A 13,495-nucleotide genomic window follows, 5' to 3' on the forward strand; every position below is an offset into this window, starting at 1 on the left:
CTCGCCCCTGCCCACGCCGCTTTAGAACGACCATGGCCGCTCCAGCACATAGGATGGAGGCGCAAAGATGGTCAACCCTGTTGCACCGAATCCGGAAAGCGCACAGGGATTAGCTGGAAAATGGGGGCTTTTCCCTTGCAACGCTTGCATAAAGCGCACTCTCATGCAATTGCGACCGGCATGTGACGCGGTCCTTTATCCGCAGCTTTAAATCCTCCGGAGATCAGCATGAGCCAGTCTGGAAAAAACGGTCTGACCTATAGCGATGCAGGCGTCGACATCGATGCCGGAAACCTGATGGTGGAGAAGATCAAGCCAGCCGTGCGCTCCACGCGCCGTCCGGGCGCCGATGGCGAGATCGGCGGCTTCGGCGGGCTCTTCGATCTCAAGGCCGCGGGCTTTACCGATCCGGTTCTGGTTGCCGCCAATGACGGCGTCGGCACCAAGCTGAAGATCGCCATCGACGCAGACTATCACGACACCGTCGGCATCGACCTCGTCGCCATGTGCGTCAACGATCTCGTGGTGCAGGGTGCGGAGCCGCTGTTCTTCCTCGACTATTTCGCGACCGGCAAGCTCGACCCGGACCAGGGCGCCGCGATCGTCGGCGGCATCGCTGCCGGCTGCCGCGAGGCGGGCTGTGCGCTGATCGGCGGCGAAACGGCGGAAATGCCGGGCATGTATTCCTCGGGCGATTATGATCTCGCCGGCTTTGCGGTGGGTGCCGCCGAACGCGGCAAGCTGCTGCCGTCGGGCGATATCGCTGAAGGCGACGTCATTCTCGGCCTCTCCTCCTCCGGCGTCCACTCCAACGGCTTCTCGCTGGTGCGCAAGATCGTTTCGCTTTCCGGCCTCGGCTGGGATGCGCCGGCGCCGTTTGCCGAGGGCAAGAAGCTCGGCGAAGCGCTGCTGACGCCGACCCGCATCTATGTGAAGCCGCTCTTGAAGGCGATCCGTGAGACGAGCGCGCTGAAGGCACTCGCCCATATCACCGGCGGCGGTTTCCCAGAAAATATTCCGCGCGTGCTGCCGAAGCATCTTGCCGCTGAGATCGACCTTGCCGCCGTCGAGGCGCCGGCCGTTTTCTCGTGGCTTGCCAAGACAGGCGGCGTCGAAGCCAAGGAAATGCTGCGCACCTTCAACTGCGGCGTCGGCATGATTGTCGTCGTCGCCGAAGAGAATGTTGCCGCCGTCTCCAACGTGCTTGAAGCGGAAGGCGAGAAGGTCGTGACGCTCGGTCGCATGGTCGCTCGCACCGAGGGCGAAGCCGGCGTTATCTATAAGGGTACGCTCGCTCTATGAACTCGCCGCGCAAACGCACCGTCGTTTTCATTTCCGGCGGCGGCTCCAACATGATGGCGCTGGTGCGGGCGGCAAAGGCTGAGGATTATCCCGCCGAAATCGTCGGTGTGATTTCCGACAAGGCCGATGCGGGCGGGCTCGCCAAGGCGGCGGCCGAGGGCATTGCGACTTTCGCTTTCGTGCGCAAGGACTATGCCAGCAAGGACGCGCACGAGGCGGCGATCCTTGCCGCGCTTGACGAGCTTTCACCTGAGATCATCTGCCTTGCCGGCTATATGCGACTGCTCTCGGGCGCCTTCATCCAGCGCCATGAAGGCCGAATCATCAATATCCACCCTTCCCTGCTGCCGCTCTTCCCCGGGCTTCATACGCATCAGCGGGCAATCGACGCCGGCATGCGGATTGCCGGCTGCACCGTGCATTTCGTTACCGAAGGCATGGATGAAGGCCCTGTCATCGGCCAGGCAGCCGTGCCTGTGCTTGCGGGCGATACCGCCGATGCGCTGGCGGGACGCGTGCTGACGATCGAACACCAGCTCTATCCGCAGGCGCTGCGGCTCTTTGCCGAAGGCAAGGTGAAGATGGAAGGCGGGAAAGCGGTTGGGGCGGCAGCTTCCGCCACTGCCCCCAAGTCCCAGCTTATTTCGCTGATCGGCGACTAGCTTCAGGCCGCAAGAGCCTGAAGCGGATGCAATGTGCCGTCGCTATAGATGAACTGGCCGCCACGGAAGGTGGCGCGGATGCGTTGCCGGTCGCCATGACAACGGCTGCCGGCGGGCCGCCCTCCACGATATCAACAAGCTTGAAGATGCCAGGCGCGAAGGCGGCCAGACGATAATCGCCGGCGATGACGCTGAGCAGTCCGGCTTTCGCGGCATCGAGCGCGCTCAGATTTCCCGACATTGACTGGCCACGCAGCGCGTTCGGCGCGCCCATCACCAGGAACCAACGGCTCCCGGGCCATCGTATTGACTAGTTATAAACTAACTAGTAACATTATGACTATGACATCAATCAAACGTTCTCCAATCGCGCTCGCCATCCTTGCAATGCTCATGGAAGAGCCGATGCATCCTTACCGAATGCAGCGTCTCATCAAGGAGCGCGGCAAGGACGAGGTGATCAATGTCACGCAAAGGGCGAGCCTTTATCAAACAATCCAGCGGCTTGAACGCGAGGGTTTGATCACCCCGCAGAAAACAGTCCGGGATGACAAGCGTCCCGAGCGGACGGTGTATGAGATAACCGAGAAGGGCCGCGACGTCGCGCTGGACTGGATGCGGGCGATATTGTCGACCTTAACGCGGGAATATCCGGAATTCCCGGCAGCCATATCATTTCTTCCTCTGCTTACCCCAGATGATGTGGCGAGCCAGCTTGAGCTCAGAGCAAAAGCCATCGAGTCGGAGCTTCGCCGGATCGACGGAGCCCTGCAGGAAGCACAGGCCGTTCCAAGGCTCTTCCTTCTCGAGATGGAATATCTCCGAGCGCTTCACGCAACCGAGCTGTCCTGGGTCAACAGCATTGTCGGAGACCTGCGCGCCCAGCGCATCACCTGGACAGAAGAGTGGCTGAGGCAGATCGCCGCGAAATTCTCCATCGACCCTAAACTCGGCGAGGACTAGCACCATGAAGGTTTTGATTATCGGCGCCGGGACCGGCGGCTTGGCACTTGCTCATCTGCTCAAGCAGGCTGGCGTTTGCATTGCCGTGTATGAGCGCGACCTCGCGCCAAACGCCGATACCGGTGGTTATCGCGTCGGCATCAGCCCGGCTGGAAGCCGAGCGCTGAAAGCCTGTATCCCCAGCGAACTCTACGATCTCTATGTCGCCACCTGCTCCAGGTCGCCGCGCTATTTCAACATGCTCACTGAACAGCTGGGCGAAGTGCTGAGCTTCGATATCGATGATGCAGGCCCGAACGCTCTCGACGGTGAAAAGAACGTCATTCGAAAGACGCTGAGGCGGGTTCTGCTCAGAGGGCTTGAAGACGACGTTTTCTTCGGGAAGGCGTTTGAAGGTTACTCAAGTAACGCCGACGGGTCGGTCACTGCTTGCTTTCAGGATGGAAGCCTCGCGACAGGTGATGTCCTTGTGGGGGCCGATGGCACGAGCTCGACCGTACGCAAACAACGTCTGCCGGAAGCGCGTCTGGAAGATACTGGGATCGTATCGCTCGGGGGCAAAATTCCTATGACGGCCGAGACGAAAGCTCTGCTGTCGGACAAAATGTTCAAAGGCATGTCGCTGATTATGGCACCGATGGGCTTCGGTGCAATTGTCCACTCGCTCGAGTTCGCCAACATCAGAACCGGCTCTGGTTTTGCTGCTCGTTGGCCGGATTTCGTCGAAGCACTCGACGAGGATAGTATCGGCTGGGGCGTATGGGGCGCTCGGCAGAATTTCCCGCGGGACCCGACCGGCCTGAGCGGCGCACAGCTGCAAGAGCTGGGCTTGGAGATCACTCGGGACTGGCACCCGCACTTGCGTGCACTCATCCGTATGACCGAGCCCTCGACGATCCACGATATCAAGATGAGGACCTCCGTCCCGCTGACGCCTTGGACGAGTTCGAATGTCACACTTCTCGGTGACGCCGTCCATACGATGACACCCGGACGAGGCGCGGGCGCCAATACAGCGCTTCGCGATGCCGCTCTGCTTGGACGCATGCTGGTCGAAGCGGACCAAGGACAAAAGCCGCTCCTCGAAGCCATACATGCCTACGAAGTCGAGATGCTTCGCTATAGTGCCGAAGCAGTCCAGGAATCGAAAAAGCAGATGGATGCCAGCGACCTGGCCCATCGGCCAATTGTCGGCAGACTTCAGCTGGCTGCGACGCGTGGCGCCATGCGCACCATCAACGCAATACCTGCACTAAAGCGGCGCGCCTTTCGGCAGATGATGCGAGTTCGCGGGGAAAACTAAGGCCGTCGAGGATAGGGTCGATCCGCCTCAGAGGTAACTCGACGAATCAGGCGTCGATCGTCTTACCTCGCGATCGAAGTTTGCCCTTGTTCAGCAGCGCCCATTGCAGCAGCGTGATCGTCTTGAGATCGATGATCTCGCCCTTTTCGACCATCGCAAGGGCCTCCGGGAGCGGGATTTCCAGCACCTCAATATCCTCATGCTCTTCCTCAAGGCCGCCGCCGTCGGATGTGCGGTCGGCGGTATCGATCCTTGCTGCGAAAAAATGCACGACTTCGGTAATGGAGCCCGGAGCCGGATAAGACTTGAAAAGGAAGCTGATGTCGCGGACCGTATAGCCGGTCTCCTCCATCGCCTCGCGGCGGATCGCGGCCTCAGGTTCATCGCCGTCGAGCAGGCCGGCGGGGACTTCGATCATCCAGGCGGGATCGTCGTTTACATAGGCCGGCAGACGGAACTGCTTCACCAGCACGACGACATCGCGCTTGGGATCGTACAGCAGAATGCAGGCGGCGGGCGTGCGGTGATAGACCTCGCGCGGCAAGCGATGGGTCACGCCATTCCGGTCGGTGTAATCGATCCGGTAGCTGGTCAACTTCGTCCAGCCGTCGGACAGGATTTCCTTGCCGACGATTTCCACTTTTGCCTTAGATTGCGTCATATGACGTCCTTGCGAAGCCAGACCTTGTTGTCATGGACGGCAGCGCCGCCATAGGGCGCCACGGGATCGGCGCCGGTGAGTACGTTGATGCCTTCGCCATCGACATGCGCCTTGTTGGGCCAGAGGCCCTCGGCAATCAGCACGCTGGGCTTGACCTCTGTCGTCACGCGAGCATGGAGGCGCAGGTCGCCCCTGATATTGCCGATGCGGACGAGATCGCCGTTATCGACGCCATTGGCCTCGGCATCGGCGGGATTGATCATCACTTCCGGGCGGCCTTCCTTCTGACGTGAGGTCTTGGTTTCCGAGAAACTCGAATTCAGGAAGTTGCGCGCCGGCGAAGTCGCCAGGCGGAAGGGATGTTCGGGATCGGCGAGTTCGATGACATCGACCTGATCCGGGAACGGCGGCAGCTCTGCGTAGGGGCCGAGCGTACCGACGGAAGCCGGCGGCTTGTTCGGTGCGGGATCGTTCACCCAGTCGGGCCGGAAATGGAATTTGCCGTCGGGATGGGCGAAACCATCAAGATAATGTGCTTCCTCGAAGGCCGGCTGGCGGTCGAACCATTTATGCTCGAGGAAATGGTCGTAATCCGGCAGGCCGCTTGCCGCCAGAACGCGGTCGACCATTTCGCGCGCCGTGAAGCCGAAGCCGGGGCGATCGGCGACGCCGAGACGTTTTGCCAGTTCTTCGATGACGAAAAGATTGGTGCGCACGGTCGGTGGCGGCTCGACGAGCTTCGGCCCAAGCAGGATATGGTTCTGACCGCCGGCGCGGTAGATGTCGTCATGCTCGACGAACATGGTGGCGGGAATGACGATATCGGCCATGTCGGCCGTCTCGGTCATGAACTGCTCGTGGACAGCGACGAAGAGATCGTCGCGGGCAAAGCCGCACTTCACCAGCCGCTGTTCCGGGGCGATATTCACCGGATTGGTGTTCTGGATCAGCATGGCCGTCACTGGTCCGCGATGGCGGAGTGCGACGGCATCCCCAGTCAGTGCACGGCCGATCTGCGACTGGTCGATCATGCGGATATCGGCATCCTTCATCGACTTGCCGGTCAGCTCCGCATTGTTCATGCGGAAGATATCGCTGTTGGAATGGAAGGCGCCGCCGCCCTCATATTGCCAGGAGCCGAGCACGGTAGCGATCGAGGCGGCCGCATGCATGGCGACCGCGCCATTGCGCTGACGGGTGAAGCCGTAACCGAGGCGGAAGAAAGTCTTTTTCGTCGTGCCGACGAGCTTGCCGAAAGCTTCGATCTCATCGACCGAAAGGCCGGTGATGGCGGCGGCCCATTCCGGCGTCTTTGTCTTCAGATGCGCTTCGAGGCCAGCGGGATCATCGGCATATTTCGCCATATAGTCGCGGTCGGCATAACCGTCGCGGAAGGCAATGTGCATGGCGGCGCAGGCAAGTGCTGCATCAGTGCCGGGCTTGACGATCAGGGCCATATCGGCCTGCTTCATCGTCGGATTGTCGTATATGTCGATGACGACGATCTTCGCTCCGCGCTCCTTGCGCGACTTGATCGCGTGGGTCATCACGTTGACCTGCGTGGCGACCGCGTTGGTGCCCCAGATGACGACGCAGTCGGTGCGCGCCATCTCGCGCGGGTCCGGGCCCCGCAGCATGCCTGTCGCCATGGTGAAGCCGGTCCAGGCGGGGTTGGTGCAGATCGAGGAGAAGAAGCCGGAATAGCGCTTGGCGTGGCGCAGGCGCTCGATCGAGTCGCGCTGTACCCAGCCCATGGTGCCGGCGTAGAAATAGGGCCAGATGGCTTCGCTGCCATCCTTCGCCTCGGCCTTCACGAAGGCTTCGGCAATCTCGTCCAGCGCGTCATCCCAGGAGATCTGCTGCCATTGCCCTGCCCCCTTGGCGCCGGTGCGGCGCAACGGATGCATGAGACGATCGGGATGGTAGAGGCGCTCGGCATAGCGGGCGACCTTGGCGCAGATGACGCCCGACGTGTAGGAATGGTCGTTGGCCCCCCGGACGCGGCCGATGCGGCCGTCTTCCGTCAGGTCTATCTCCAGTGCGCAGGTGGAGGGACAGTCGTGCGGACAGGCCGTGTGACCGATCCGGGATTTGGCGTGGATGGGGGTCGCAATGTTCATGCGATTTCTATATGCCAAGGCTCGATCGCCCAAAAGGCACAAAAACTCCCAATGGTCCGAATTCATAACAGGCATCAGCGAAAATGAACTACCGCCACATCTACCATGCAGGCAATTTTGCCGATGTGCTGAAGCATGCGGTGCTGGCGCGGCTGATCCGCTATATGCAGAAAAAGGACGCGGGCTTCCGCGTGCTCGACACACATGCCGGTATCGGTCTCTACGATCTCTCCTCCGAGGAAGCGCAGAAGACCGGCGAATGGCATGATGGCATCGGCAAGCTCCTGGAAACCGATCTTGGGCCGCAGGTCTCGGAGCTTCTGGAGCCCTATCTTTCTGCAGTCCGCGAACTGAACCCGCAGGGCGGCCTGCGCTACTATCCCGGCTCGCCGAAGCTTGCCCGCATGCTCTTCCGCCCGCAGGACCGGCTTTCGGCGATGGAACTGCACCCGGAAGATTTTGTCCGGCTGCACCGCGTCTTTGAAGGCGATCACCATGCGCGCATCACCGAGCTCGACGGCTGGCTGGCGCTCGGCGCGCATCTGCCGCCGAAGGAAAAGCGCGGAATCGTGCTCGTCGATCCGCCTTTCGAGGAGGACGGCGAATATGAGCGGCTGGTGGATGGCCTGGCCCGGGCCTACCGGCGCTTTCCGGGCGGTACCTATTGCCTGTGGTATCCGCTGAAGAAGGGCGCGCCGATCAAGGAATTCCATGAGGCGTTGCAGGCAACGGACATTCCGAAGGTGCTCTGCGCGGAACTTGCCGTGCGCAGCGACCGCGAAACGACGGGGCTGACCGGCTCGGGCCTCATCATCGTCAATCCGCCTTTCACGCTGAAGGATGAGCTGCACCAGCTGCTGCCAGCGCTGAAGGACCATCTGGCGCAAGACCGTTTCGCCTCGCAGCGTGCCTTCTGGCTGCGCGGCGAGACGAAGCCCGCCAAGGCTGATTGACCGTTCCCCGGCGCTCAGGAATAGTCCCGCGCCATCAGCATTTCCAAAAGGTGCCCCATGAAGCTTCTCTGCTCCCCGACCTCCCCCTTCTCCAGCAAGGTGTGCATGGCCGCCCGCCATCTCGGTCTCGAGATTACGGAAATCCGGGTCGATACGAATGCGGGGCCGGCGATCCTCGTCGACAACAATCCGCTCGGCAAGATCCCGACGCTGCTGACGGATGACGGCGTTTCCATCTTCGACAGCATCGCCATCATGCATTATTTCGACCGGCTGACGAAGGGCGCGCTCTATCCTTCCAAGAAGGGCAAGCGCACCGATTCCGAAGTGCTGGAAGCGCTGTGCGACGGCGTTTGCGACTGCCTGCTGGCGATCGTCTACGAGCGTCGCTTCCGCGATGACGAAAAGGTGCATCAGCCCTGGATCGACCGTCAATGGAAGAAGGTCACCACCGCGCTGAACTATCTGGCGGCCAATACGCCGAAGCTCGGCAAGAGGCTACATGGCGGGCATTTCGCACTCGCCGCCACGATCGGCTACCTCGACCTGCGCTTCAAGGGCCAGTGGGAAGAAGACCATGCCGAGCTGATCGGCTGGCTGGGAGAATTCGAGAAGAAGTTCGACGGCTATCAACGGCTGAAGCCTCAAGCCTGAAAGATCTGAAGGGCCTGAGAGATCTGCAGAATCTGAGAGACCTTTGATCGACGCAGACAACAAAAAAGCCGGGCACGAAGCCCGGCTTTTTTCGTATTTGGTGTAATCCGAATTAGAACTTGACGCCGATACCGACCTTGACGCTGTTTTCGTCGAAGCCGCGCGAAACGCTGCCGGAGTTCAGGTTATAGTCCTTGTCCTGATAGTCGGTGTAGCGGTATTCGAGGCGCGTCGTGATGTTGTTGGTCACGAAGGCTTCCACACCGGCGCCGACCGTGTAGCCATAGGCGGTCTTGCTGTCGGAAGACGTGCCGTCGGAAACCTTGGTGTCGGCGAGCGCCAGACCAGCCGTACCATAAAGCAGGAAGGGGTTCAGGTCATAACCGACGCGGCCGCGGACGGAGCCGTTCCAGCCGGTCTTGTCCTTGATGCCGCCAGTGGTTACGTCTGCATCGCCATAACCGAGATCGGCTTCAGCGCCGTATACGATCTGGCCCTGCTGGAAATTGTAGCCGGTGAAGAGCTGGCCGCCGAAGTCATAGGTGTTACGGTCGTGACCGAAGCTGCCCATGTTGTAGGTCGCGGCGCCACCGAGGTAGAAGCCCTGCCAGTTGTTGACCGGAGCCGGGGATTCCTCAGCGACCGGTGCCTGCGGGATCTGGTCCACGGCATCGGCTGCCTGTGCGACCGAGAAACCGCCAACGGCGAGAGCGGAAGCCATGAGGCCAGCAAAGAGTATACGCATACTTTTCTCCTTTCAGTCCCGCGCGCTCGTCAACTCAAACTTCGGCGAAGCATTCACGGGGGATTACTAAATGTCCCTTCCGGATCGAGAGTGAAATTGGAATGCAAATGCGGATTTGAAAGAGCCAAATTGTGATATCATTGTGGCTCCGCGGCGGCAGAAATTCGATGTTGCTTGGCCGCAACATACCGTTTATTAAGGATAATAAACAGTTAAACTTACAATACTTATTTTAATAAATCGCGATCGCAAATAATACATAGAATATCCAGGCCGCACAGGCAATGCTTTCGGCCTATTTATATGATCAAGGCCTGCCCTTATATAGTCAGAAAACGGACTCGCTGGACCAGAAGGCAGCATCTTGACTCAGAAAAGACTTCGCGCGGCGCTTGTGACGGGTGCTGCCAAAAGAATAGGCCGGGCAATCGCCGAAGACCTTGTTGCTGATGGATTTTCGGTCGCAATCCATGCCAACGGCTCGCTCGCCGAGGCTGAAGATTTTGTGGCGGAATTGCGGCAAAGGGGCCATCAGGCGGTTGCGATCAAGGCCGATCTCGCCAAAATCGATGAGACCGGAGGGCTTGTCGGGAAGGCGTGCGAGGCGCTCGGACCGATCGATCTTCTCGTTAATAACGCATCGATTTTTCTCGAGGATTCGCTCCGCAAATTCGATGCGCAGGTGTGGGACGAGCATTTCGCCGTCCATGTTCGCGCGCCTTCGATACTCGCCGCTAAATTCGCCGAACAGCTGCCGGAAACGGCCGAAGGGCTGATCGTCAACATTATCGACCAGCGCGTCTGGGCGCTGCGGCCGAGCTTCTACTCCTATACCCTGTCGAAATCGGCGCTGTGGACGGCGACACAGACCATGGCGCAGGCGCTGGCGCCGCGCATCCGCGTCAACGCGATCGGCCCCGGCCCTACAGTGCCGAGCGAACGGCAATTGCAGGAAGACTTCCAAGCGCAGGTTTCAGCCCTTATCTTGAAGCGGGGACCTGAGCTCAAGGAATTCGGCCGAACGATTCGTTTTCTGTTCGAGACCCCTTCGATCACGGGTCAGATGATTGCACTCGACGGTGGCCAGCATCTCGCATGGCAGACGCCGGATGTGCTGGAGATCAAGGAATGAATGCCAAGAAGCTGCCCGATGGCGGTGTTCTTTACGACGAGACTGACGAGAACGACGACGATATCATCGAGGTGGAAGGCGATGCCTCTGTCGCGCCGATTTCTGCGGCGGTCGACTGGAATGCCGGCAGCGTCAACGAGACCGGCCTTGTCGGTGCGGACCTGATCGCCGAATTCGTCAAGCGCCTGCCGAACAGTCCCGGCGTCTACCGCATGTTCAACGAGGCGGGTGACGTTCTCTATGTCGGCAAGGCCCGCAGCCTGAAGAAGCGCGTCGGCAACTATGCGATGGGTCGCGTACACTCCAACCGCATCGCCCAGATGGTGCGCCAGACCGCCAATATGGAATTCGTCACGACGCGGACGGAGACTGAGGCGCTGCTTCTGGAAGCCAATCTGATCAAGCGCTTGCGGCCACGCTTTAACGTGCTGCTGCGCGACGACAAGTCGTTTCCCTATATCCTGATTACCGGTGATCACCGCGCACCGGCCATCTTCAAGCATCGTGGCGCCCGCGCTCGCAAGGGCGACTATTTCGGCCCCTTTGCCTCGGCAGGCGCGGTCGGACGCACGATCAATTCGCTGCAGCGCGCCTTCCTGATCCGCACGTGTACCGACAGCGTCTTCGAGACGCGCACCCGGCCCTGCCTGCTCTACCAGATCAAACGCTGTTCCGGGCCCTGCACCCGTGAGGTCAGTGACGAAGGCTATGCGGAGCTGGTTCAGGAAGCCAAGGACTTCCTGTCCGGCAAGAGCCAGAAGGTGAAGGAGCACATTGCGGAGGCGATGAACATCGCCGCCGAGGACCTCGATTTCGAGCGCGCCGCGATCTATCGCGACCGTCTTGCCGCGCTCTCGCATGTGCAGAGCCACCAGGGCATCAATCCTGCCGGCGTCGAGGAGGCGGATGTCTTCGCCATCCATCATGAAGGCGGGATTTCCTGTATCCAGGTCTTCTTCTTCCGCACCGGGCAGAACTGGGGCAACCGCGCCTACTTCCCGAAGGCCGATCCGCAGCTTTCCGGCGCCGAGGTGCTGAACGCTTTCCTCGCGCAGTTCTACGACGACAAGCCGGTGCCGCGGCAGATCATGCTGTCGGAAACGGTGGAGGAGCTGGAGCTGCTGGCCGCCGCCCTCAGCGAAAAGGCCGGGCACAAGGTTTCCATCCTCGTTCCGCAGCGCGGTGAAAAGCGCGACCTCGTCGAGCATGTCATCGCCAACGCGCGCGAGGCGCATGGCCGCAAGCTTGCCGAAACGGCCTCGCAGTCACGGCTGCTGGAAGGTTTCAAGGACACATTCGGCCTGCCCTATGTGCCACAGCGCGTCGAGATCTACGACAACTCGCATATCATGGGCACGAATGCGGTCGGCGGCATGGTGGTCGCCGGGCCGGAAGGCTTCGTGAAGAACCAGTATCGCAAGTTCAACATCAAATCGACCGAGATCACGCCCGGCGACGACTTCGGCATGATGCGCGAAGTGATGACGCGGCGCTTCTCCCGCCTGCTCAAGGAAGAGGGCATTCCGGATCGTAGCACGCAGGTCACCGCCGCAGACACAGCCGACATGCCCTTCCCCGCCTGGCCCGACGTGATCCTTATCGACGGCGGTCAGGGGCAGATGACGGCGGTGCGGGCAATCCTCGAAGAGCTCGGCATTACCGACAGCGTCATCGCCATCGGCGTCGCCAAGGGTGTGGACCGCGAGGCCGGCCGTGAGCGTTTCTTCGCACCCGGCAAGGGAAGCTTCACGTTGCCGCCGCGCGATCCGGTTCTCTACTTCATCCAGCGTATGCGCGACGAGGCGCACCGTTTCGCGATCGGCTCTCATCGGGCGCGTCGCAAGAAGGAGATGGTCAAGAATCCGCTCGACGAGATCGGCGGCATCGGGCCTTCGCGCAAAAGAGCATTGCTGCAGCACTTCGGAACGGCGAAGGCGGTGTCGCGCGCAGCCCTTTCCGATCTCATGGCGGTGGAAGGGATTTCCGAGGCCGTCGCAAAGCAGGTCTACAATCATTTTCACGACGACGCCGCGAAATAAGCGTTGCCGGTCGCAAATTCCACGCAAAGGCAGCGAAAAAACAGAAAGAATGTTGACGGTCGAGGGGCAAAGCCGTCATCTACCGCCGCATCAATACAGAGAACCGCATCATGGCATCGCGTGCGTATAACATCCCCAATCTCCTCACCTACGGCCGCATCCTGGCGGTGCCGCTGATCGTCGTCTGCTTCTTCATCGAAGGACGACTGAGCAGCAGCGACACGGCGCGCTGGGTGGCGCTGTGGATATTCGTCATCGCCTCGCTCACCGATTTCCTCGACGGTTATCTCGCGCGCATCTGGAACCAGACGTCGAATATCGGCCGCATGCTGGACCCGATCGCCGACAAGCTGCTGGTTTCCGCCATCCTGCTTCTGGTCGCTGCCGACGGCACGATTGCCGGCTGGTCGCTCTGGGCGGCGATCATCATCCTGTGCCGCGAAATCCTGGTTTCGGGGCTGCGCGAATATCTTGCGGGGCTGAAAGTCAGCGTGCCGGTGACGCGCATTGCCAAATGGAAGACGACGCTGCAGCTCGTTGCCATCGCCTTCCTGCTTGCCGGCCCGGCGGGCGACGCCATTTTCCCCTATACGACCTGGACCGGGATCGCGCTCCTCTGGATTGCTGCAATCCTGACGATCTATACCGGCTATGATTATTTCCGCGCCGGGCTGAAACACGTGGTGGACGACGAAGAATGACACGGCTTGTCTATTTCGCCTGGGTGCGCGAACGCATTGGCAAGGGAGAAGAGGAAATCGACCTCCCCGCTTCCGTCGTCAGCGTTGCCGATCTTCTGAATCATTTGAAGGGCCTGGGCGAAGAATATGAGATGGCTCTTCAATATCCTGATGTGATCCGGGTCGCGATCGACCAGGAGCATGTGGAGCATGACGAGCCGATAACAGGCGCGAAGGAAATCGGCATTTTCCCGCCGATGACGGGTGGCTGAGAACAGCCA

At 60.5% G+C, this 13,495-nt stretch carries 13 protein-coding genes and 1 pseudogene; 10 read left to right on the forward strand and 4 right to left on the reverse strand.

Annotated features, from left to right (window positions below; translation table 11 throughout):
- Positions 1-228 precede the first annotated feature (228 nt).
- Together purM and purN are read left to right on the forward strand one after the other, a co-directional pair.
- Entirely contained in the window at positions 229-1,302 is a 1,074-nt protein-coding gene (purM, locus tag AC1DM5_RS18620; RefSeq protein WP_477820159.1) for a phosphoribosylformylglycinamidine cyclo-ligase, read from the forward strand.
- Entirely contained in the window at positions 1,299-1,964 is a 666-nt protein-coding gene (gene purN, locus AC1DM5_RS18625) for a phosphoribosylglycinamide formyltransferase (protein WP_477820160.1), read from the forward strand. Before purM ends, purN begins: the two co-directional genes overlap by 4 nt.
- A 2-nt stretch (positions 1,965-1,966) precedes the next feature.
- Here the strand turns inward: purN and AC1DM5_RS18630 are convergent.
- A pseudogene (locus AC1DM5_RS18630) lies at positions 1,967-2,241 on the reverse strand (alpha-D-ribose 1-methylphosphonate 5-triphosphate diphosphatase); the annotation flags it as partial.
- A gap of 65 nt (positions 2,242-2,306) precedes the next feature.
- Between AC1DM5_RS18630 and AC1DM5_RS18635 the strand changes: the two are divergent.
- On the forward strand, positions 2,307-2,927 hold the full coding sequence (locus AC1DM5_RS18635; RefSeq protein WP_477820231.1) for a PadR family transcriptional regulator: 621 nt from the start codon (positions 2,307-2,309) through the stop codon (positions 2,925-2,927).
- A gap of 4 nt (positions 2,928-2,931) precedes the next feature.
- A complete protein-coding gene (locus AC1DM5_RS18640) occupies positions 2,932-4,230 on the forward strand; it encodes an FAD-dependent oxidoreductase (protein WP_477820161.1) in 1,299 nt (432 codons plus the stop codon).
- A 46-nt stretch (positions 4,231-4,276) separates the two neighbouring features.
- Here AC1DM5_RS18640 and AC1DM5_RS18645 read toward each other — a convergent pair whose 3' ends face one another.
- Together AC1DM5_RS18645 and AC1DM5_RS18650 are read right to left on the reverse strand one after the other, a co-directional pair.
- The gene (locus AC1DM5_RS18645; protein WP_477820162.1) at positions 4,277-4,891 is read right to left on the reverse strand and encodes an NUDIX domain-containing protein; all 615 of its coding nucleotides are present in this window, start codon (positions 4,889-4,891) and stop codon (positions 4,277-4,279) included.
- Positions 4,888-7,077, reverse strand: coding sequence for a molybdopterin-containing oxidoreductase family protein (locus AC1DM5_RS18650; RefSeq protein WP_477820163.1), 2,190 nt, complete (start codon positions 7,075-7,077; stop codon positions 4,888-4,890). The genes AC1DM5_RS18645 and AC1DM5_RS18650 overlap by 4 nt, the downstream gene beginning before the upstream one ends.
- Positions 7,078-7,094: 17 nt before the next feature.
- Here AC1DM5_RS18650 and AC1DM5_RS18655 point away from each other — a divergent pair, with 17 nt between their 5' ends.
- A complete protein-coding gene (locus AC1DM5_RS18655; RefSeq protein ID WP_477820164.1) occupies positions 7,095-7,964 on the forward strand; it encodes a 23S rRNA (adenine(2030)-N(6))-methyltransferase RlmJ in 870 nt (289 codons plus the stop codon).
- Between the two features lie 57 nt (positions 7,965-8,021).
- Positions 8,022-8,618 (forward strand): glutathione S-transferase, encoded by a 597-nt coding sequence (locus tag AC1DM5_RS18660; protein WP_477820165.1) that lies wholly within the window; start codon positions 8,022-8,024, stop codon positions 8,616-8,618.
- A 112-nt stretch (positions 8,619-8,730) separates the two neighbouring features.
- On the opposite strand, the gene AC1DM5_RS18665 is transcribed toward AC1DM5_RS18660, so the two are convergent.
- Positions 8,731-9,363 (reverse strand): outer membrane protein, encoded by a 633-nt coding sequence (locus AC1DM5_RS18665; RefSeq protein ID WP_477820166.1) that lies wholly within the window; start codon positions 9,361-9,363, stop codon positions 8,731-8,733.
- Positions 9,364-9,727: 364 nt separating this feature from the next.
- Here AC1DM5_RS18665 and AC1DM5_RS18670 point away from each other — a divergent pair, with 364 nt between their 5' ends.
- The 4 genes from AC1DM5_RS18670 to moaD all read left to right on the forward strand — a co-directional run bounded on the left by AC1DM5_RS18670 (position 9,728) and on the right by moaD (position 13,486).
- Positions 9,728-10,495 carry an SDR family oxidoreductase gene (locus tag AC1DM5_RS18670; protein ID WP_477820167.1) on the forward strand — a complete coding sequence of 256 codons (768 nt, stop codon included), beginning with the start codon at positions 9,728-9,730 and terminating at the stop codon, positions 10,493-10,495.
- Complete coding sequence (gene uvrC, locus AC1DM5_RS18675; protein WP_477820168.1) at positions 10,492-12,534, forward strand: excinuclease ABC subunit UvrC; 2,043 nt, start codon at positions 10,492-10,494, stop codon at positions 12,532-12,534. Before AC1DM5_RS18670 ends, uvrC begins: the two co-directional genes overlap by 4 nt.
- 110 nt (positions 12,535-12,644) lie before the next feature.
- Complete coding sequence (gene pgsA, locus AC1DM5_RS18680; protein WP_113184531.1) at positions 12,645-13,235, forward strand: CDP-diacylglycerol--glycerol-3-phosphate 3-phosphatidyltransferase; 591 nt, start codon at positions 12,645-12,647, stop codon at positions 13,233-13,235.
- Positions 13,232-13,486: a molybdopterin converting factor subunit 1 gene (gene moaD, locus AC1DM5_RS18685; protein WP_007820055.1), complete on the forward strand. Its 255-nt coding sequence runs from the start codon at positions 13,232-13,234 to the stop codon at positions 13,484-13,486. The genes pgsA and moaD overlap by 4 nt, the downstream gene beginning before the upstream one ends.
- The last annotated feature ends 9 nt before the right edge of the window (positions 13,487-13,495 follow it).

Source organism: Rhizobium sp. 01T437, from assembly GCF_056398505.1.